A 15294-nucleotide genomic window follows, 5' to 3' on the forward strand; every position below is an offset into this window, starting at 1 on the left:
GAACCGGAGTCCCCTCCCGACCTCGACTCCCGCACCGGGTGACCCGATTTCAAGGGAAGTCCGGGTCCCGATCTCAGTGGAAATCGGAACCCGGACTTCAGTGGAAATCGGGTCGACGAAGGTGAGGGCCTTGTCAGCCGGCCTTGGCGGGCATGGCGACCTCGACGCTGCCGTTGTTGCGGCGGTGCTCGGCGACCCAGTTCTCGACCGCCTGGTGGCAGGCGCGGTCCAGGTGGCGGACCGTGCTCAGGTCGAGGTGGACGTGCTTGCCCGTGGGCAGCTTCTCCAGGTGGTCGAGCAGTCGGGGCAAGCGCAGGAACGTGGCGTTGCCGCCGAGCTCGACGTGAACCCGGTCCTCGCTGTGCTCGGCGTTGACCGACAGCCGGGAGACCTCGATCGCGGTCTTGACGACCGCGACGGCCAGGCCCGTCAGGGTGCCGATGAGCAGGTCGGTGGCCACGATCGTCACCGCGGTCAGCACCAGCACGAACGCCTCGGACCGGTGCTCGCGCACCAGCTTGGCGACCGCCTGGATCTCCAGCAGCTTCCACCCGGCCTGGATCAGCAGCGCGGCCAGCACGGCGGTCGGGATGAACGCCAGCAGACCGGGCAGCAGCACCACGAACAGCAGGAGCCAGAAGCCGTGCAGCACGCGGGACAGCTTCGTCTTCGCACCGGCCTGCACGTTGGCGGAGCTGCGCACGATCACGGCGGTCATCGGCAGCGCGCCGAAGACGCCGCAGACGGCGTTGCCCGCGCCCTGCGCGACGAGTTCCTTGTTGTACTGCGTCTTCGGGCCGTCGTGCATGCGGTCGACGGCGGCGGCGCTGAACAGGCTCTCCGCCGAGGCGATCAGCGCGAACGTGAGGATCGAGCCGAGCACCGCGAGGTTGACCGCGCCGAAGTCGGTCAGCGCGGGCGGGTTCAGCGACGCCAGCAGCGAGCCGACCTCGATCTTCTTGACCGGCAGGGCCAGCAGCGCGGCCGCCGCGCTGGTGAGGACCACGGCGATCAGCGCGCCGGGAACCAGGTTCAGCGGTGCGGGCACGAACTTCTTCCAGCCGGTCATGACCAGCAGCGCCGCGATGGCGAGGCCGAGCCCGGCGATGCCCTCCGGCGTGGTCACCATCGCGGTGGCCAGTTCGCCCAGTCCGCCGAACTTCTCGAAGGTCGTGTCGGGCTGGGCCAGACCGCCGACCGGGTAGATCTGGCCGAGGATCAGCACCAGGCCGATACCGGCGAGCATGCCCTGCACGACCGAAGGCGAGATGGCTCGGAACCAGGTGCCCAGCCGGCTCACGCCGAGCAGGATCTGCACCACACCGGCGCCGAGCACGATGATGCCGAGCATCCCGAGCCCGTGCTGGCTGACGGCCGAGGCCACCAGCACGGTCAGGCCCGCGGCCGGGCCGGAGACCTGCAGCGAGCTGCCGGGCAGCAGGCCGACGACCAGGCCACCGACGATGCCGGTGACGATGCCCAGCTCGACCGGAACACCGGATGCGGCGGCCACGCCCACGCACAGCGGGACGGCCACCAGGAACACCACCAGGGAGGCGGCGAGGTCCGCGCCGAACGTCGGCGCGCCGGGCATTCGCCCGGTTCGTGGTTGCGACGTGTCTTCAATTTGCGTTGTCACGATGCCCTCCAGGGCGAAAACGGGAGCGGGCATCGATCCGGGCACCCTGCGCGGTGGGGCCCGGATCGATGCCGCGAGCGCGGGCTTTCTCTACAGCGGGAGGAAGTCCTCGTCCTCCGCGGAGTGCGGTGCGACGTAGACCAGGCCGGTGTCGATCTCGTAGAACCAGCCGTGCAGGCGCAGCCGCCCGGATTCGATCCGGTCGCGGATGAACGGGTATTCGCGCAGCACGTTCAGCTGCGACCGGAGGTGCCGTTTGCTCTCGGCGCGGACGGCGGTGTCCTCGGGTTCGGTGGCGACCTGGGCTTCGGTGCCCAGCCAGGTGCACAGCGCGGGCAGCTCGTCGAGCCCGCGGCCGGCGATGGTCAGCGCGGTGACGGCGCCGCAGTGCGAGTGACCGCACACGATGATGTCGGGAATCCCCAGCTGCAGAACCGCGTACTCGATCGTGCCCATCTCACTGGAACCGGAGTCCGGGGAGTATTTCGGCACCACGTTTCCGGCGGTCCGCAGTTCGAACAAGGTTCCTGGCTCAGCCCCGGTGATGTGCGACGGCGTCACACGGGAATCTGAACATCCGATGAACAGTGCGGAAGGTGTCTGGCCCGCGGCCAACTGCTCGCGCTGGTCCGCGGAAAGCAGGTTCGGATAGCGACGTGCGTGTTGCACGAAGTTTTCGAAGCTCATTTTCGTATCTCCGGGTCGAATCGGCTCGGAAAAAGCGGAAGCCGAGTCGATCAGTGCCGCATGACCTGCAGCATCGCCGGTGAATGTCTGAGCCTGCCGTGCGCGTGGTGCGCATCGGCCCCGGTGTTCGGGAACGCGGCGGAGCGGATGAGGATTTCGAAATCCGCCGCCATCCACCGGGACGAACCGAGCAGGAGGTCCCGGTCGTGCTCGTGGCGCATCTGGGTGCGCCGGTGCGTCGCCGGACTGGGCAGGCGTTCGCGGAGCTTCTCGCCGTCCCGGTGTTCCTTCGGGTCGGGTTTGTGCTCGTTGGTGGTGGCGCAGGTGGCCTGACCGGCCAGCGCCGCGTCAGTCGGCCCCAGGGCGGCGAGCACGACCGCGAAGAGCAGGAAGAGTCCCACCCTCGTGATCTGCCATGCCGTGCCGCGCACCGAATGCCTCCCCGAAAAAGAGCAGCGGATCCCCTTCCGGCGACGCCGACGGTTGCGGGGTGAACGAGCGAAAGCGCTCGAACCCCACAATATCGGAAGCAGCACCTCCGCACGCAAGTCGCAGATCGGACGAATCTGCCGCGCAACAAATGAGAATTCCTTAATGCGGGAACCCGATGCCCACAATCACCCGGTCGTCGGGTCGACATCCCGCGCGCCACTACTTTCCGCGACATCAGACGTCACGGTGCGCACCTGAGATGTGATCGGCATAACCGCATCGAGGGACGGATCAGCAGCAATCTATTCACTTGCGAAACATCGCAGAAACGCGATTCCTACCGAACGCGATAATGATATGCATGCGCGAGTATGAATCCGAGCGATTCGTAACGACTCCGCGCGACCGAGTTGTCGGTCTCGACTTGGAGGAACACCCGCTCGGCCGTCGCCCGACCGGCGCCTTCCCGCATCAGCGCGGCGGCCACGCCGCGTCGCCGCCACTCCGGGGCCGTGCGCATCCCGTAGACGCCGCACCAGCCGTCCGAGACGGCGAACAGGCCGACCCCGACCGGAACGCCCCGGTGCACGGCGGTGGCGAACGCGACGGGCGCCGGCACCCGGTCCAGGCTCGGCTCAGGCCGACCCCCGACCGCCGCCACAGCGTCCAGCCACCGCGATCCGGGCTCGGCGTCCAGCAGGACTTCGACGTCCGACACCGAGCAGGCCTGCAGCAGCGCCTCCCGATCGGCCCGCATGACCGTGGTCGGCGCGTCGGCCCGGTAGCCGCGAGCGGCCAGGAGCCCGTCCAGCTCCTCGTGCTCGTCGAGCGGGCTGACCTGCACGATCGCCGGGCTCGAACGCTCGGCGTAGAAGCGCTCCGCGGCGTCGATCGCGGCTTCCGGGTCGTCGAGCGGACCGAGGGGCAGAGCCGAGTTCGAGCGGCGGCGGCCAAGCAGGTCGCAGTGCCGCAGCAGCCAGCCGTCGCGACGCACCACCGTCGAGGCGGGCCAGGTCGCCACCGCCGCGCGCTCGATCGCCCAGGTGTCGGGGTTCGTCACTCCGTGCGGAACGCCGGGTAGGGCTGCAGGTGCAACGCGCCCGCCCCGAAGCGGTCCACCAGAGCGTCGATGACGGTGTCGGCGAACTCCGCGACGTCGGACAGCTGCGCGTCCTGCGCGTCGGAGCGCAGGTGCCGCCAGCGGTCCACCAGCGCGGTGCTGCGGCGCGGCGACGGCTGGTGCAGGTCGATCGGCCGGTCGTGCTCGCCGGTGCGCGGCAGGAACCACCACGTCGACACCCACACCCACAGCAGCTGGGCGTTGAACAGCCTGGGCAGCAGCACCTCGTCGGAGTCCAGCTCCGGCCACACCTCGGCGATCTCCGAGCGCCAGGTCGCGAGCATGCTCTGCGCCAGGTTGTCCGGTAACGCGTAGGAGCACCACGAGGACGGGAACGGGTACTGCAGGTAGGCGGCGTCCATCGCGACGTCGCGCACGCAGCCCCACTCGAAGTCCAGGAAGCGAACTCCGCTGGATCCGGTGACGAGGCTGTTCTCCGGGCAGATGTCGGACGGGCTGAACGCCTGGTAGCGGCTGGAGCCCAGCTGCTCGGACGCGGCGGTGAGCCGCTCGACCAGCTCCGGCGGCGTGCGCACGCCGAGGATCTGGCTGAGCAGCTCGGGCAGCTCGCCGACCGAGGCGACGATGTCGTCGGCGACCGGGTCGGTCCAGGACTTGGCGCCCAGCCTGCGCATCAGCGCGTCGAAGTCGGCGGCGCAGCCGGCGGTGCTGCTGTGCAGGCGGCCCAGCGCCCGGGCCCACGCGAGCAGAGCGGTTTCGGCGGCGCGCGGGTCCTCGGCGAAGAGCACGTCGGCCAGCGTGGAGCCGCGGCCGAGGTCTTCGAGCACGAGCAGGCGCTCGTTGACGTCGTGCGCGATGAGTTCGGGGCTGACGCGCGCTTCCGGCGGCAGCGCCGTGGTCAGCTGGCAGCTGGCCGCCTCGTGCGCGAAGGGGTCGGTGCGCGCCTCCGGCGGGCACTCTCCGTAGTGCTTCACGACCACGGTGCGCGGCAGTTCGAACGGCGATTCGGCGATCCGCACCCGCAGCACGACCGAGCGGTCACTCCCGCCCAGGTCCTCCGCGTCGGCAAGCCGCACCGGAGCTCCGGTCCTCTTGCTCAGCACCGCTTCTGCGGTGGCGACCGTGTCGGTCGCCTCGGTGCTGGCCGGGACCCGGACCTCCGGGGGGCCGGTGGTGATCTCCACGCTCATCGTCTCCAGACACTACCCCCACAAACTGAACCTCTAGGGCCATGACCGGTCAAGTGACACCTGACCGGGCATCCGCCGTGTGCGCTGCGTATTCACCCCTGAACTCCCCACGCGCACGGCTCCCTCAGACGTTGACGGAACCGGCCCTCGGCAACGTTGCACGGGTGGCGAACTCCGATGCCGAATCGCTTCCCGCGCACATGAGTGAGCCCGGCCGAACGCGCGGATGACGCGCTCGGCCGGGCCACCACTCGATGGGAGCAACGTCAGCTCTGCGGCTCGACCGTCCCGGTCACGTCCTTCTCCGCGGCCTTGGCCTGCTTCGGCTTCGCGTCGATGCCGGCCTCCTTGCGCTGGGCGTCGGTGATCGGCGCCGGCGCGGCGGTCAGCGGGTCGAACCCGCCGCCGCTCTTCGGGAACGCGATGACGTCGCGCAGCGACTCGGCACCGGCCAGCAGCATGCAGATCCGGTCCCAGCCGAAGGCGATGCCGCCGTGCGGCGGGGCGCCGTACTTGAACGCCTCCAGCAGGAAGCCGAACTTCTCCTGCGCCTGGTCCTCGGTGATCCCCAGCAGCTCGAACACCCGCTCCTGCAGGTCCGGCCGGTGGATACGGATGGAGCCGCCGCCGATCTCGTTGCCGTTGCAGACGATGTCGTAGGCCCAGGCCAGCGCGTTCTCCGGGTCCTTCTCGAAGTTGTCGACCCAGTCGGCGTTCGGCGAGGTGAACGGGTGGTGCACCGCGGTCCACTTGCCGCTGCCGACGGCGACGTCGCCGGCCTCCATGTCCTCGACGGGCTCGAACATCGGCGCGTCGATGACCCACACGAACGACCACGCGTCGTGGTCGATGAGGCCGCAGCGCTCACCGATCTCCAGGCGCGCGGCGCCCAGCAGCGCTCGCGCCGAGGACTTCGAGCCCGCGCCGAAGAACACGCAGTCGCCCGGGTTGGCGCCGACGGCCTTGGCGAGGCCCTCGCGCTCGGTCTCGGACAGGTTCTTGGCGACCGGACCGGAGAGCTCGCCGTTCTCGCCGACGAGCACGTAGGCCAGACCCTTGGCGCCGCGCTGCTTGGCCCACTCCTGCCAGGCGTCGAGCTGGCGGCGCGGCTGGTCGGCACCGCCGGGCATGACCACGGCACCCACGTAGGGCGCCTGGAACACGCGGAACGGCGTGTCGGAGAAGTACTCGGTCATCTCGGTGAGCTCGAGACCGAAGCGCAGGTCGGGCTTGTCGGTGCCGTAGCGGGCCATCGCCTCGGCGTAGGTCATCCGCGGGATCGGGCGCGGGATCTCGTGGTCGACCAGCTTCCACAGGCCGGCCAGGATCTCCTCGCCGAGCTCGATGACGTCGTCCTGCTCGACGAAGCTCATCTCGATGTCGAGCTGGGTGAACTCGGGCTGCCGGTCGGCGCGGAAGTCCTCGTCGCGGTAGCAGCGCGCGATCTGGAAGTAGCGCTCCATGCCGCCGACCATCAGCAGCTGCTTGAACAGCTGCGGCGACTGCGGCAGCGCGTACCAGCTGCCGGGCTGCAGGCGGGCCGGGATCAGGAAGTCGCGGGCGCCCTCCGGGGTGGAGCGCGTCATCGTCGGCGTCTCGATCTCGACGAACTCGCGGCCGTGCAGCGTCTCGCGCGCGATGCGGTTGATGTCGCTGCGCATGCGCATGATCCGACCGGGCTCGCTGCGGCGCAGGTCCAGGTAGCGGTGCTTGAGGCGGATCTCCTCGCCGACTTCCAGGTGGTCGTCCAGCGGGAACGGCAGCGGGGCCGCTTCGCTGAGGACCTCCAGGTCGGTGGCGGTGACCTCGATGGCGCCGGTGGGGATCTCGGCGTTCTCGTTGCCCTCGGGGCGGACGATGACCTCGCCGGTGATCTTGATGCAGAACTCGGCGCGCAGCCGGTGAGCGCGCTCGGCCATCTCCCCTTCGCGGAAGACGACCTGGGAGACGCCGGAGGCGTCGCGCAGGTCGATGAAGATGACCCCGCCGTGATCGCGACGGCGCGCCACCCACCCTGCGAGGGTGACGGTCTGCCCGGCATGACCGGCGCGGAGCGATCCGGCCTCGTGCGTGCGCATCACGGGTACTCAGGCTCCTTCTTCCGCTTTTCGAGCGTTCGACTGCGTTGGCCGCTTCCCGCGTCGTGAGCAGGCGGGACGCGAGGTTCCAGGCTAGCCAACCTGCCCTGGGCGATCGCGGGCAGGGCGGCGGCCGGTCCTGCGATGTGAGCGGACCCGATCAGAGCCTCGACCTCGCCTCACCAGCATGACAGCCTGGTCCACACCTTTTTCCGAGTGATCGACAATTCGCGGTTTCTCGGACTGGATGCCCGGCGGAGTGAACCATTGTGGGCCGTTGCATACGTGTGGAAGAGAGGAACAACAAAACACAGGCATCGCCCGAGGTGGGCTACTCCTAAAGTGGGAGCCGCCTACCGGAACTCGGTCGTTGCGCAACAGTGACCCACTGATTAGCGTAAGTTCGGAATTCGCCGGACACGAGGAGTAACGATGACCGGCCCGAAAACCGAGGCCCGCCCGACCGCCCGCCCGGCCGTTCGCGGCATGCAGCAGGGCGCCCCGCAGGCCCACCCGACCCAGCAGCCACCCTCCCAGGCCACGAAGCCGCAACCGACGCAGCAGGCCAACGCGATCTCGGCCGAGCTGGCGGAACTGCTTCGAACGGGCCCGTTCGAAGCCGCTCTGCGCACCGCGATCCGCTCCAGCCGCCTGAGCCTGGAGCGCATCCAGCACCGCCTGCGCGCCAGAGGCACCCCTGTCAGCATCACGGCGCTGAGCTACTGGCAGTCCGGCCGCCGCCGCCCCGAGCGCCCCGATTCGCTGCTCGCGCTGGCCCAGCTGGAGCAGGTCCTGGGCGTTCCGGAGAGCTCCCTGTCCGCGCTGCTCGGTCCGCCGCGCCCGCGCGGCCGCACCCGGCAGGCGTCCGCCGAGGCACCGCCGCTGAGCGCGCTGTGGTCGGAGCACGAGTCGGCCGCGGAGCTGCTCACCAAGATCGACACCAACCACGACAGCAAGCTGACCCGCCTGTCGCACCACGACGTGGTGCACGTCGACCAGCACGGTGACCTGCGCAAAATCCGCACCCGCAAGCTGGTTCGGGCGGAGACCAACAACGCCGACCGCTGGGTGATCATGTTCGACGGCGCGTCGTCGGTGGCCACGCCGCCGATCATCCGCCCGATCCGCTCGTGCCGGCTGGGCCAGGTGCTCACCGACCACGCGCGCGATCTGGTGGTCGCCGAGCTGCTGTTCGACCACGCGCTGGCGCGGGGCGAGACGCTGCTGCTCGAATACGAGATCATCGATCCGCCGACCGGTCCGAACGAGGCCGAGCACAGCTTCTGCCGCCTCTTCCGGCTGCCGGTTCGCCAGTACGTGGTGGAGCTGCAGTTCGATCCGGCGCACCCGCCTGCGGGCTGCGAGAGCTACGTCGGCGATTCGTCGATGCAGGAGGCCGAGCAGCCCAAGCCGCTCCAGGTGGATCGATTCGGGCGCGCGCACGCGGTCGCGCTGGACTTCGGCATGGGAGTCTTCGGCGTCCGCTGGCAGCCCGAGCAGCAGAGCCAGGAGCTCCCGGAGACGGAGTAACCCGGTCCAGCGACCTGGTTCACCCACCCCTCTGCACGCGCCGTAACGAAGACGCGAACAATTCAAGAAACCGCGAAAGCTCCCGATCAGCGCGTCTTAGCATTCGAGAAACAATGGTCGGGCGCGCTCGACCACAAAAGAATTCCGGATTTCGGCTGCTTGCGGCAAAAGCACCGATCTTTTCCGACAATCGCGAGGAGGCCGAGTCGGCGCAGGCTCGGCCTCCTCCTCTTTGGCCGGGGCGTGACCGTTCGGTGAACGTCCGCCAACTTGTCCATACAAGTGGCCGTCGTGGCTGGCAGGATGCCGGGCATGACTGCTCCTGCCCGCGCTCTCGGCGTCGCCCTCTCCGCCCGGTGGGAAGGCGTCGGCGAGCCGTTCACCCTCGTCGAGTCGCCCCTCCCGGAGGCCCTGGAGGCCGGCGAGGTCCTGGTCGAGATCGAGCTGGCGACGGTGTGCGGCAGTGATCTGCACACCGTCACCGGCGGTCGCCCCGCCCCCTCGCCAGGCGTGCTCGGGCACGAGCAGGTCGGCCGCGTCATCGCGGTGGGCCCCGGCGAGGCGCCCCGCTGCCTGGATTCGACTCCGGTGACGCCCGGTCTCCGCGTGGTGTGGTCGGTGGCCGCCTCCTGCCTGCGCTGCGCGCGCTGCCTGGCGGGGATGCCGCAGAAGTGCCTGCACCTGCGCAAGTACGGGCACGAGGCGTGGGACGAGGGGCGGCCGCTGCGCGGAGGTTTCGCCACGCACTGCCTGCTGATGCCGGGAACCGCGATCGCCGCGGTCGACGAGTCGCTGCCCGCGGAGGTCGCCGCACCGGTGTCCTGCGCGACCGCGACGGTCGCCGCCGTGGTGGGCGCGGCGGGCCCCGTCGGCGACGGCACCCGCGCGCTGGTCAACGGAGCCGGGATGCTCGGGCTGACGGCGGTGGCGATGCTCTCGGCGGCCGGCGCCCACGTGGTGGCGGTCGACCCGCATCCGCTGCGCCGCGAGCAGGCGCTGGCCTTCGGGGCCTCGGAGGCGGAACCGGCCGGGAACCCGGTCGGCGAGGTGGACGTCGCGCTCGAACTGTCCGGCGCCACCGGCGCGGTGCAGTCCTGCCTGGACTCGCTGGCGGTCGGCGGTGTCGCGGTGCTGGCCGGTTCGGTGTCACCGGGACCGGCGGTCCAGCTGGATCCGGAGCGGCTGGTGCGCGGCTTGAACCGGATCGTCGGCGTGCACAACTACCACCCGCGCGACCTGCTCACGGCCGTCGACTTCATCACCGAACACCACCGCACCCGCCCGTTCGGAGACCTGGTCGCGGGCCGCTACGGCCTCACCGAGCTCGACGCGGCCTTCGCAGCCGCCCGCCGAGCCGAAGCCCCCCGCCAGGCCATCGCCCCCTGACCCCAAGACCCGGCCACCCGCCGTCGCCGACCGAACGCGGCCACACCCACCCTCCGGACACCGCACAACCCGGATTACCGCCGTAATCGGGTTCCCGAATACCGCCGTATTCCGGTTCCCGATTACGGCCGTAGTCCGGGGCCCGGGGGTGCTGCTCCTGTCCACGCGGGTCCGGAGCGGGTCACGTCGGTGCGGCGGCTGCGGGTGTTGGTGACGGTCACCGAGGCGACGTCCGGGCGGTAGCGGTCCTCGGAGCACTCCAGCGGTGTGCCCGCGGAGTCGGTGGTCACCCGTCGTTCTCGCAGCAGCGGTGCGCCTTCGGCGACTTCGAGCAGCCGCGCGTCGGTCGGGTCGGCGGCCACGGCGTCGAAGGTGTGGCGCGCGGCGTGCAGGTCGACTCCCTGCTCGGTGAGGTAGGCGTAGATCGATCCCGCGTCGAGGTCGGCGTCGAGCAGGCTTCGGCCGATCTGCTCGCGGTAGGTCATCCGCTCCAGCATGGCGGGGCGGCCGTCGAGCAGTCGCAGCCGCAGCAGCTGCACCGCCAGGGCGTCGGGTTCGAGCTGAAGTGCCGCGGCGATGGCCGGTTCGGGCCTGCGCAGCGCGATCTCCTGGAGCTGCTGGCCGGGCACGTGCCCGGTGATCTCGGCGCGGCGGGTGAACGACAGGAAGGACTCGAAGGGCTGGCTCGGCACGGCGTCGAGCACCACCGGTCGCTTTCCCTTGCCGCCGCCGATCAACCCCTCGTCGCGCAGCGCGGCGAGCGCTTGCCGGATCGGGCCGCGCGAGACCGAGAACTCCTGGCACAGCTGGGATTCCGACGGCAGGGATTCGCCCACGGCGATCTCGCCCGACCGGATGCGCTGCCTCAGTTCGCTCGCGAGCACGCGGTGCAGTGGAGTCGTCACGGACTGGACTATACAAGCTTGCACCGACAGCACATGGACGCCCGAAAAAGCCTGGTTGAACGACAGATTACTTGTACATACAAGTCATTGACCTTGCTTCTCGCGCGCTGGCACCGTGAGCGGTGTGAGCGTTTCGAGCAGTTCAACCGACTTGATCGTCGTGGGTGCCGGGATCGTCGGCCTGGCGCACGCCGTCGCGGCGGTGGAGCGGGGGATGTCGGTCACGGTCGTCGAACGCGACGCCCACGCCGTCGGCGCCTCCGTCCGCAACTTCGGGCACGCCTGCATCACCGCCCAGACCGGCGAGGCGCTGCGCTTCGCCGAGCACGCCAGGGGAACCTGGCTGCGGCTGGGCGAGCGGGCGGGCTTCGACGTCGCCGAGTGCGGCACGGTCGTGGCCGCCCGGTCGGCCGAGGAGACCGCTGCGCTGGAGGAGCTCGCCGAGCTCCGAGGGCCGGACCAGGTCCGGTTGCTCACCGCGGACGAAACCACCTCGACCGCACCGATTTCCGCCGAAGGACTGCACGGCGGCGCGCTCCTGCCCCGCGACCTGCGCGTCGACCAGCGGCGCGCCGCCGCCGCGATCGCCGCCTGGCTCGCCGAACAACCCGGGGTGCGCGTGCTGTGGGGGACCCCGGTGCTGAGCGTCGAAGACGGCCTGGTGCGCACCGGACAGGGCTCGCTGCACGGCGATCAGGTGGTGGTCTGCGTCGGCCACGACCTCGACCGGATCCTCCCGGACGCGGCCGAGGCGGCCGGAATCCGCCGCTGCGTCCTGCAGATGCTGCAACTCCGGACCCCCGGCCTGGAGCTCGGCCCGGCGCTGCTGACCGGAACCTCGATGCTGCGCTACCCGGCCCTGGCCGGGACCGAAGGCGCCCGCGCGCTGCGCGAGCGCTGGAGCGAGCAGCGGCCGGAGCTGCTCGCAGCGTCGGTCAACCACATGCTCACCCAGCTGCCCGGCGGCGACCTGGTCGTCGGCGACACCCACACCTACGCCCGCACCCCCGAACCCTGGTCGTCGGAGGAGTTCGACGAGCTCCTGCTCGCCGAGACCCGAGCGCTGCTCGGCCGCGACGACCTCGCGGTGGTCCGCCGCTGGCAAGGCGTCTACGCCTCCGCCGACGGCGAGTTCCTCCGCACCCGCGTCTCCCCCGGCGTCACCGCTGTCGCCGTGACCTCCGGAATCGGTATGACCACCGCTTTCGGGCTCGCTCCAACCGTTGTCGAATCCCTCGCCTGATCCCCTCGGGAGCACCTGATGTCCTTGCGCCGCTTCACACGCCCGATCGCCCTCGCCCTCGCAGCCGGCTCGGTCTTGGCCCTGACCGCCTGCGGCACCGGCGGTGATTCCGCCTCCGAGTCGCCGACCTGCCCGGACGGCAAGATCCGCTTCGGCGTCGAACCCTTCGAAGACCCCGCCCGGCTCACCCCGGCCGCGCAGAAGCTGGGCGACGCGCTGTCCAAGTCGCTCAACTGCCCGGTGGAAGTCCAGGTGACCCAGGAGTACTCGGCCGAGGTCCTGGCCATGCAGAACGGCAAGCTCGACATCGCGATCTTCGGACCGCTCGGCTACGTCTTCGCCAGCCAGCGCGCCGAGGCCGAGGCGGTGGCCTCGTTCGCCGACGCCAACCGCGTGCTGTCGACCTACACCGCGGGCATCTGGGTCCCGAAGGACTCCGACATCACCTCGGTGCAGCAGCTGCGGGGCCGGTCGCTCGCGCTGGGCTCGGTCGGTTCCACCTCCGGCGACGCGCTGCCGCGCAAGGCCCTGGCCGACACCAAGATCCCCGAGAAGGAGGTGAAGATCGACTACGCCGGCGGTCACCCGGAGGCGCTGCTGGCGCTGACCAACCGCTCCGTGGACGCCGCCGAGATCAACTCCCAGCAGCTGGCCAGCGCCACGGCGGCCGGGCTCTTCGACCCCGCCGCGCACCGCCGGATCTGGAGCTCCGCGCCGATCCCGAACGACCCGATCACCGTTCGCGGCGACATGGACCCGGCGTTCAAGCAGGCCGTCCGCGACGCGCTGCTCAACCTGGACCCGGCCACGGTCGGCGAGATCGGAGCGCTGCTGGACGTCTCCCCGCCCGGCCCGCTGGTGCCCGTCGACCGCTCCACCTACCAGCCGCTGTTCGACCTGGCCGCCTCCCTCAAGCTCACCGAAGGCGACGTCTGATGCTCACCGCCACGGGTCTGACCGTCCACTACGGATCCCGAGAAGTCCTGCACGGAGTCGACGTCACGGTCGCCTCGGGTGAACTGCTGGCCGTGCTCGGTGCCAACGGGTCCGGCAAGTCCACGATGCTGCGCGCCGCCGCGGGGCTGACCCCGGCCGAAGGCACGGTCACGATCGACGGCCGTCGCCGGGGTCCGCTGGACATCGCCTTGGTGTTCCAGCGGATTCACCTGGTCGGCCGCCGCAGCGTCCTGGACAACGTGTGCACCGGGGCGCTGGGCAGGCTCCCGCTGCACCGCTCGCTCACGCCCGCGCTGTTCCCCCGCTCGGTGCGGGAGGAGGCGATGGCCTGCCTGGAGCGCGTGGGGCTCGCCGACCGCGCGCACGACCGCGCTTCGGGCCTGTCCGGCGGCCAGCAGCAGCGCGTGGCCATCGCCCGCGCGCTGTGCCAGCGGGCGCCGGTGGTGCTGGCCGACGAGCCGGTGTCGGCGCTCGACCCGGCGGCTGCCGAGCAGGTCCTGGAGCTGCTGGCCGAGCTCGCCCACACCGAGCGGCTGGCCGTGCTCGCGGTGCTGCACCAGCCCGATCTCGCCCGCCGCTACGCCGACCGCATCGTCGGCCTGCACGACGGTGCGGTCGTCCTCGACGGGGACCCCGCTCAGCCCGTCGATTCCCTGTACCCGCACGCCCTGCTGGAGACGTCGTCGTGACCACCGCCCTGCACCCCGCGCGCCGCGCCGTTCCGCCGAAACCGCCGCGCGCCCGGCTCCGGATCATCGGCTGGACCGTCGCGGCGTTGCTCCTCGCCGCCCACGCGGTGGCCTGGAACGCCACCGAGATCTCGCTGACCGCGCTCGTCGAGGGCGCCACCGGCATGGGCGAGTTCCTGTCCGAGGCCGTGCCACCGGAGCTCGGCTCGGACGTGCTCGCCGAGAGCGCGTCGGCTGCGGTCGTCACGCTGTGGATCGGCCTGCTGGGCACGACGCTGTCCATCCCCGGATCGCTGCTGCTGGCCCTGCTGGCGACCCGCGGCACCGCGCCCGGCTGGGTCTACCAGCCGGCGCGGAGCCTGCTGTCGTTCCTGCGCGCGGTGCCCGACGTGGTGTTCGCGCTGATCTTCGTCACCGCGGTCGGGCTCGGTCCGTTCCCGGGCGTGCTGGCGCTGGTGTTCCACAACGTCGGCGTCATGGGCAAGTTGTGGGCGGAGACGCTGGAGGACGCCGATCCCGGTCCCGCGCAGGCGCTGCGCTCCGCCGGTGCCGGTCGAATCCAGGTCGCCGCGCACGCGCTGCTGCCGGTGGTCACGCCGCAGATGGTCGGCCTGCTGCTGTACCGGTTCGACGTCAACGTCCGGTCCTCGCTGGTGCTGGGCCTGGTCGGTGCCGGTGGCATCGGGTTCCTGATCAACCAGTCGATCCAGCTGTTCCAGTTCGACGAGATGCTCACCCACATCCTGGTGGTGCTGGTGCTGATCGTCGCAGTGGACCAGCTCTCCGCCCTCATCCGCCGCCTTCTCGGGAGCACGTCGTGATCGCCCTGGTCGCACTGGACATCGCAGGTACCACCATCGACGAGGGAGGAGCGGTCTACCGGGTCCTCGCCGAGGTCGTCGCCGAGCACGGCGCGACTCCCTCCGACGCGGACCTGCGGCACTGGATGGGCGCGGACAAGCGTGCGGCCCTGTCCGCGCTCACCGGCGATCCGGACGCGGTGGAGCGGTTGCACGACCGCTTCGTGGCAGGCCTCGGCGAGGTCTACGAGCGCACGCCGCCGCAACCGTTCCCAGGCGTGCCGGAAACCCTCGCGGCGCTGCGTGAATCAGGGGTGAAGGTCGCGCTGACCACCGGATTCGACCGGCGGATCACCGACCTGATCCTGTCCGAAGTGGACTGGAAGGTCGGCGACCAGCTCGACGCCGTGGTCTGCGCGAGCGAAGTGGCGGCAGGACGCCCGTCCCCGGACATGATCCACCGGGCGATGGAACTGACCGGAATCACCGACCCCGCGGAGGTTCTCACCGGAGGCGACACGGCCCTCGACGTCCAAGCGGGCCACGCCGCACGCGCCGGTCAGGTCGTCGCGGTCCTCACCGGCGCCCAAACCCGAACCGAGCTGGAGCAGCACAACCCCACGCTCGTCCTCCCCGGAGTCGCCGACCTGCGCGCCGCACTCACCACCTGACCGCGA

At 70.6% G+C, this 15294-nt stretch carries 14 protein-coding genes; 7 read left to right on the plus strand and 7 right to left on the minus strand.

Going from position 1 to position 15294, the window contains the following annotated elements:
• Positions 1–133: 133 nt before the first annotated feature.
• From KBO27_RS10700 to aspS, 6 genes are all read right to left on the minus strand, one after another.
• Complete coding sequence (locus KBO27_RS10700; RefSeq protein WP_210969849.1) at positions 134–1594, minus strand: SulP family inorganic anion transporter; 1461 nt, start codon at positions 1592–1594, stop codon at positions 134–136.
• Between the two features lie 135 nt (positions 1595–1729).
• Positions 1730–2326, minus strand: coding sequence for a carbonic anhydrase (locus KBO27_RS10705; protein WP_210969850.1), 597 nt, complete (start codon positions 2324–2326; stop codon positions 1730–1732).
• A gap of 50 nt (positions 2327–2376) precedes the next feature.
• Entirely contained in the window at positions 2377–2757 is a 381-nt protein-coding gene (locus KBO27_RS10710; protein WP_210969851.1) for a hypothetical protein, read from the minus strand.
• 338 nt (positions 2758–3095) lie between these two features.
• A complete protein-coding gene (locus tag KBO27_RS34550; RefSeq protein ID WP_210969852.1) occupies positions 3096–3818 on the minus strand; it encodes a GNAT family N-acetyltransferase in 723 nt (240 codons plus the stop codon).
• Positions 3815–5023, minus strand: a complete 1209-nt coding sequence (locus KBO27_RS10720) for a phosphotransferase family protein (RefSeq protein WP_372448843.1) — start codon at positions 5021–5023, stop codon at positions 3815–3817. The genes KBO27_RS34550 and KBO27_RS10720 overlap by 4 nt, the downstream gene beginning before the upstream one ends.
• A gap of 272 nt (positions 5024–5295) precedes the next feature.
• The gene (gene aspS / locus KBO27_RS10725) at positions 5296–7110 is read right to left on the minus strand and encodes an aspartate--tRNA ligase (protein ID WP_210969854.1); all 1815 of its coding nucleotides are present in this window, start codon (positions 7108–7110) and stop codon (positions 5296–5298) included.
• A 429-nt stretch (positions 7111–7539) separates the two neighbouring features.
• Between aspS and KBO27_RS10730 the strand changes: the two genes are divergently transcribed.
• Together KBO27_RS10730 and KBO27_RS10735 are read left to right on the plus strand one after the other, a co-directional pair.
• Positions 7540–8637 carry a hypothetical protein gene (locus KBO27_RS10730; RefSeq protein WP_210969855.1) on the plus strand — a complete coding sequence of 366 codons (1098 nt, stop codon included), beginning with the start codon at positions 7540–7542 and terminating at the stop codon, positions 8635–8637.
• 312 nt (positions 8638–8949) lie between these two features.
• The gene (locus KBO27_RS10735; RefSeq protein ID WP_210969856.1) at positions 8950–10023 is read left to right on the plus strand and encodes a zinc-binding dehydrogenase; all 1074 of its coding nucleotides are present in this window, start codon (positions 8950–8952) and stop codon (positions 10021–10023) included.
• Positions 10024–10145: 122 nt separating this feature from the next.
• On the opposite strand, the gene KBO27_RS10740 is transcribed toward KBO27_RS10735, so the two are convergent.
• Positions 10146–10928, minus strand: coding sequence for a GntR family transcriptional regulator (locus tag KBO27_RS10740; protein ID WP_210969857.1), 783 nt, complete (start codon positions 10926–10928; stop codon positions 10146–10148).
• A 124-nt stretch (positions 10929–11052) separates the two neighbouring features.
• On the opposite strand from KBO27_RS10740, the gene KBO27_RS10745 reads away from it, so the two are divergent.
• The 5 genes from KBO27_RS10745 to KBO27_RS10765 are packed head-to-tail and all read left to right on the plus strand — an operon-like array spanning position 11053 to position 15288.
• Positions 11053–12171 carry a TIGR03364 family FAD-dependent oxidoreductase gene (locus KBO27_RS10745; RefSeq protein ID WP_307870341.1) on the plus strand — a complete coding sequence of 373 codons (1119 nt, stop codon included), beginning with the start codon at positions 11053–11055 and terminating at the stop codon, positions 12169–12171.
• A gap of 18 nt (positions 12172–12189) precedes the next feature.
• Positions 12190–13107, plus strand: coding sequence for a phosphate/phosphite/phosphonate ABC transporter substrate-binding protein (locus KBO27_RS10750; protein WP_210969858.1), 918 nt, complete (start codon positions 12190–12192; stop codon positions 13105–13107).
• On the plus strand, positions 13107–13817 hold the full coding sequence (locus KBO27_RS10755; protein ID WP_210969859.1) for a phosphonate ABC transporter ATP-binding protein: 711 nt from the start codon (positions 13107–13109) through the stop codon (positions 13815–13817). The genes KBO27_RS10750 and KBO27_RS10755 overlap by 1 nt, the downstream gene beginning before the upstream one ends.
• Entirely contained in the window at positions 13814–14638 is an 825-nt protein-coding gene (gene phnE, locus KBO27_RS10760; RefSeq protein ID WP_307870342.1) for a phosphonate ABC transporter, permease protein PhnE, read from the plus strand. Before KBO27_RS10755 ends, phnE begins: the two co-directional genes overlap by 4 nt.
• Complete coding sequence (locus KBO27_RS10765; protein ID WP_210969860.1) at positions 14635–15288, plus strand: phosphonatase-like hydrolase; 654 nt, start codon at positions 14635–14637, stop codon at positions 15286–15288. Before phnE ends, KBO27_RS10765 begins: the two co-directional genes overlap by 4 nt.
• Positions 15289–15294: the final 6 nt, after the last annotated feature.

Origin of the sequence: Saccharopolyspora endophytica, from assembly GCF_018070075.1 — a bacterium.
In the GTDB taxonomy this organism is placed as follows: domain Bacteria; phylum Actinomycetota; class Actinomycetes; order Mycobacteriales; family Pseudonocardiaceae; genus Saccharopolyspora; species Saccharopolyspora endophytica.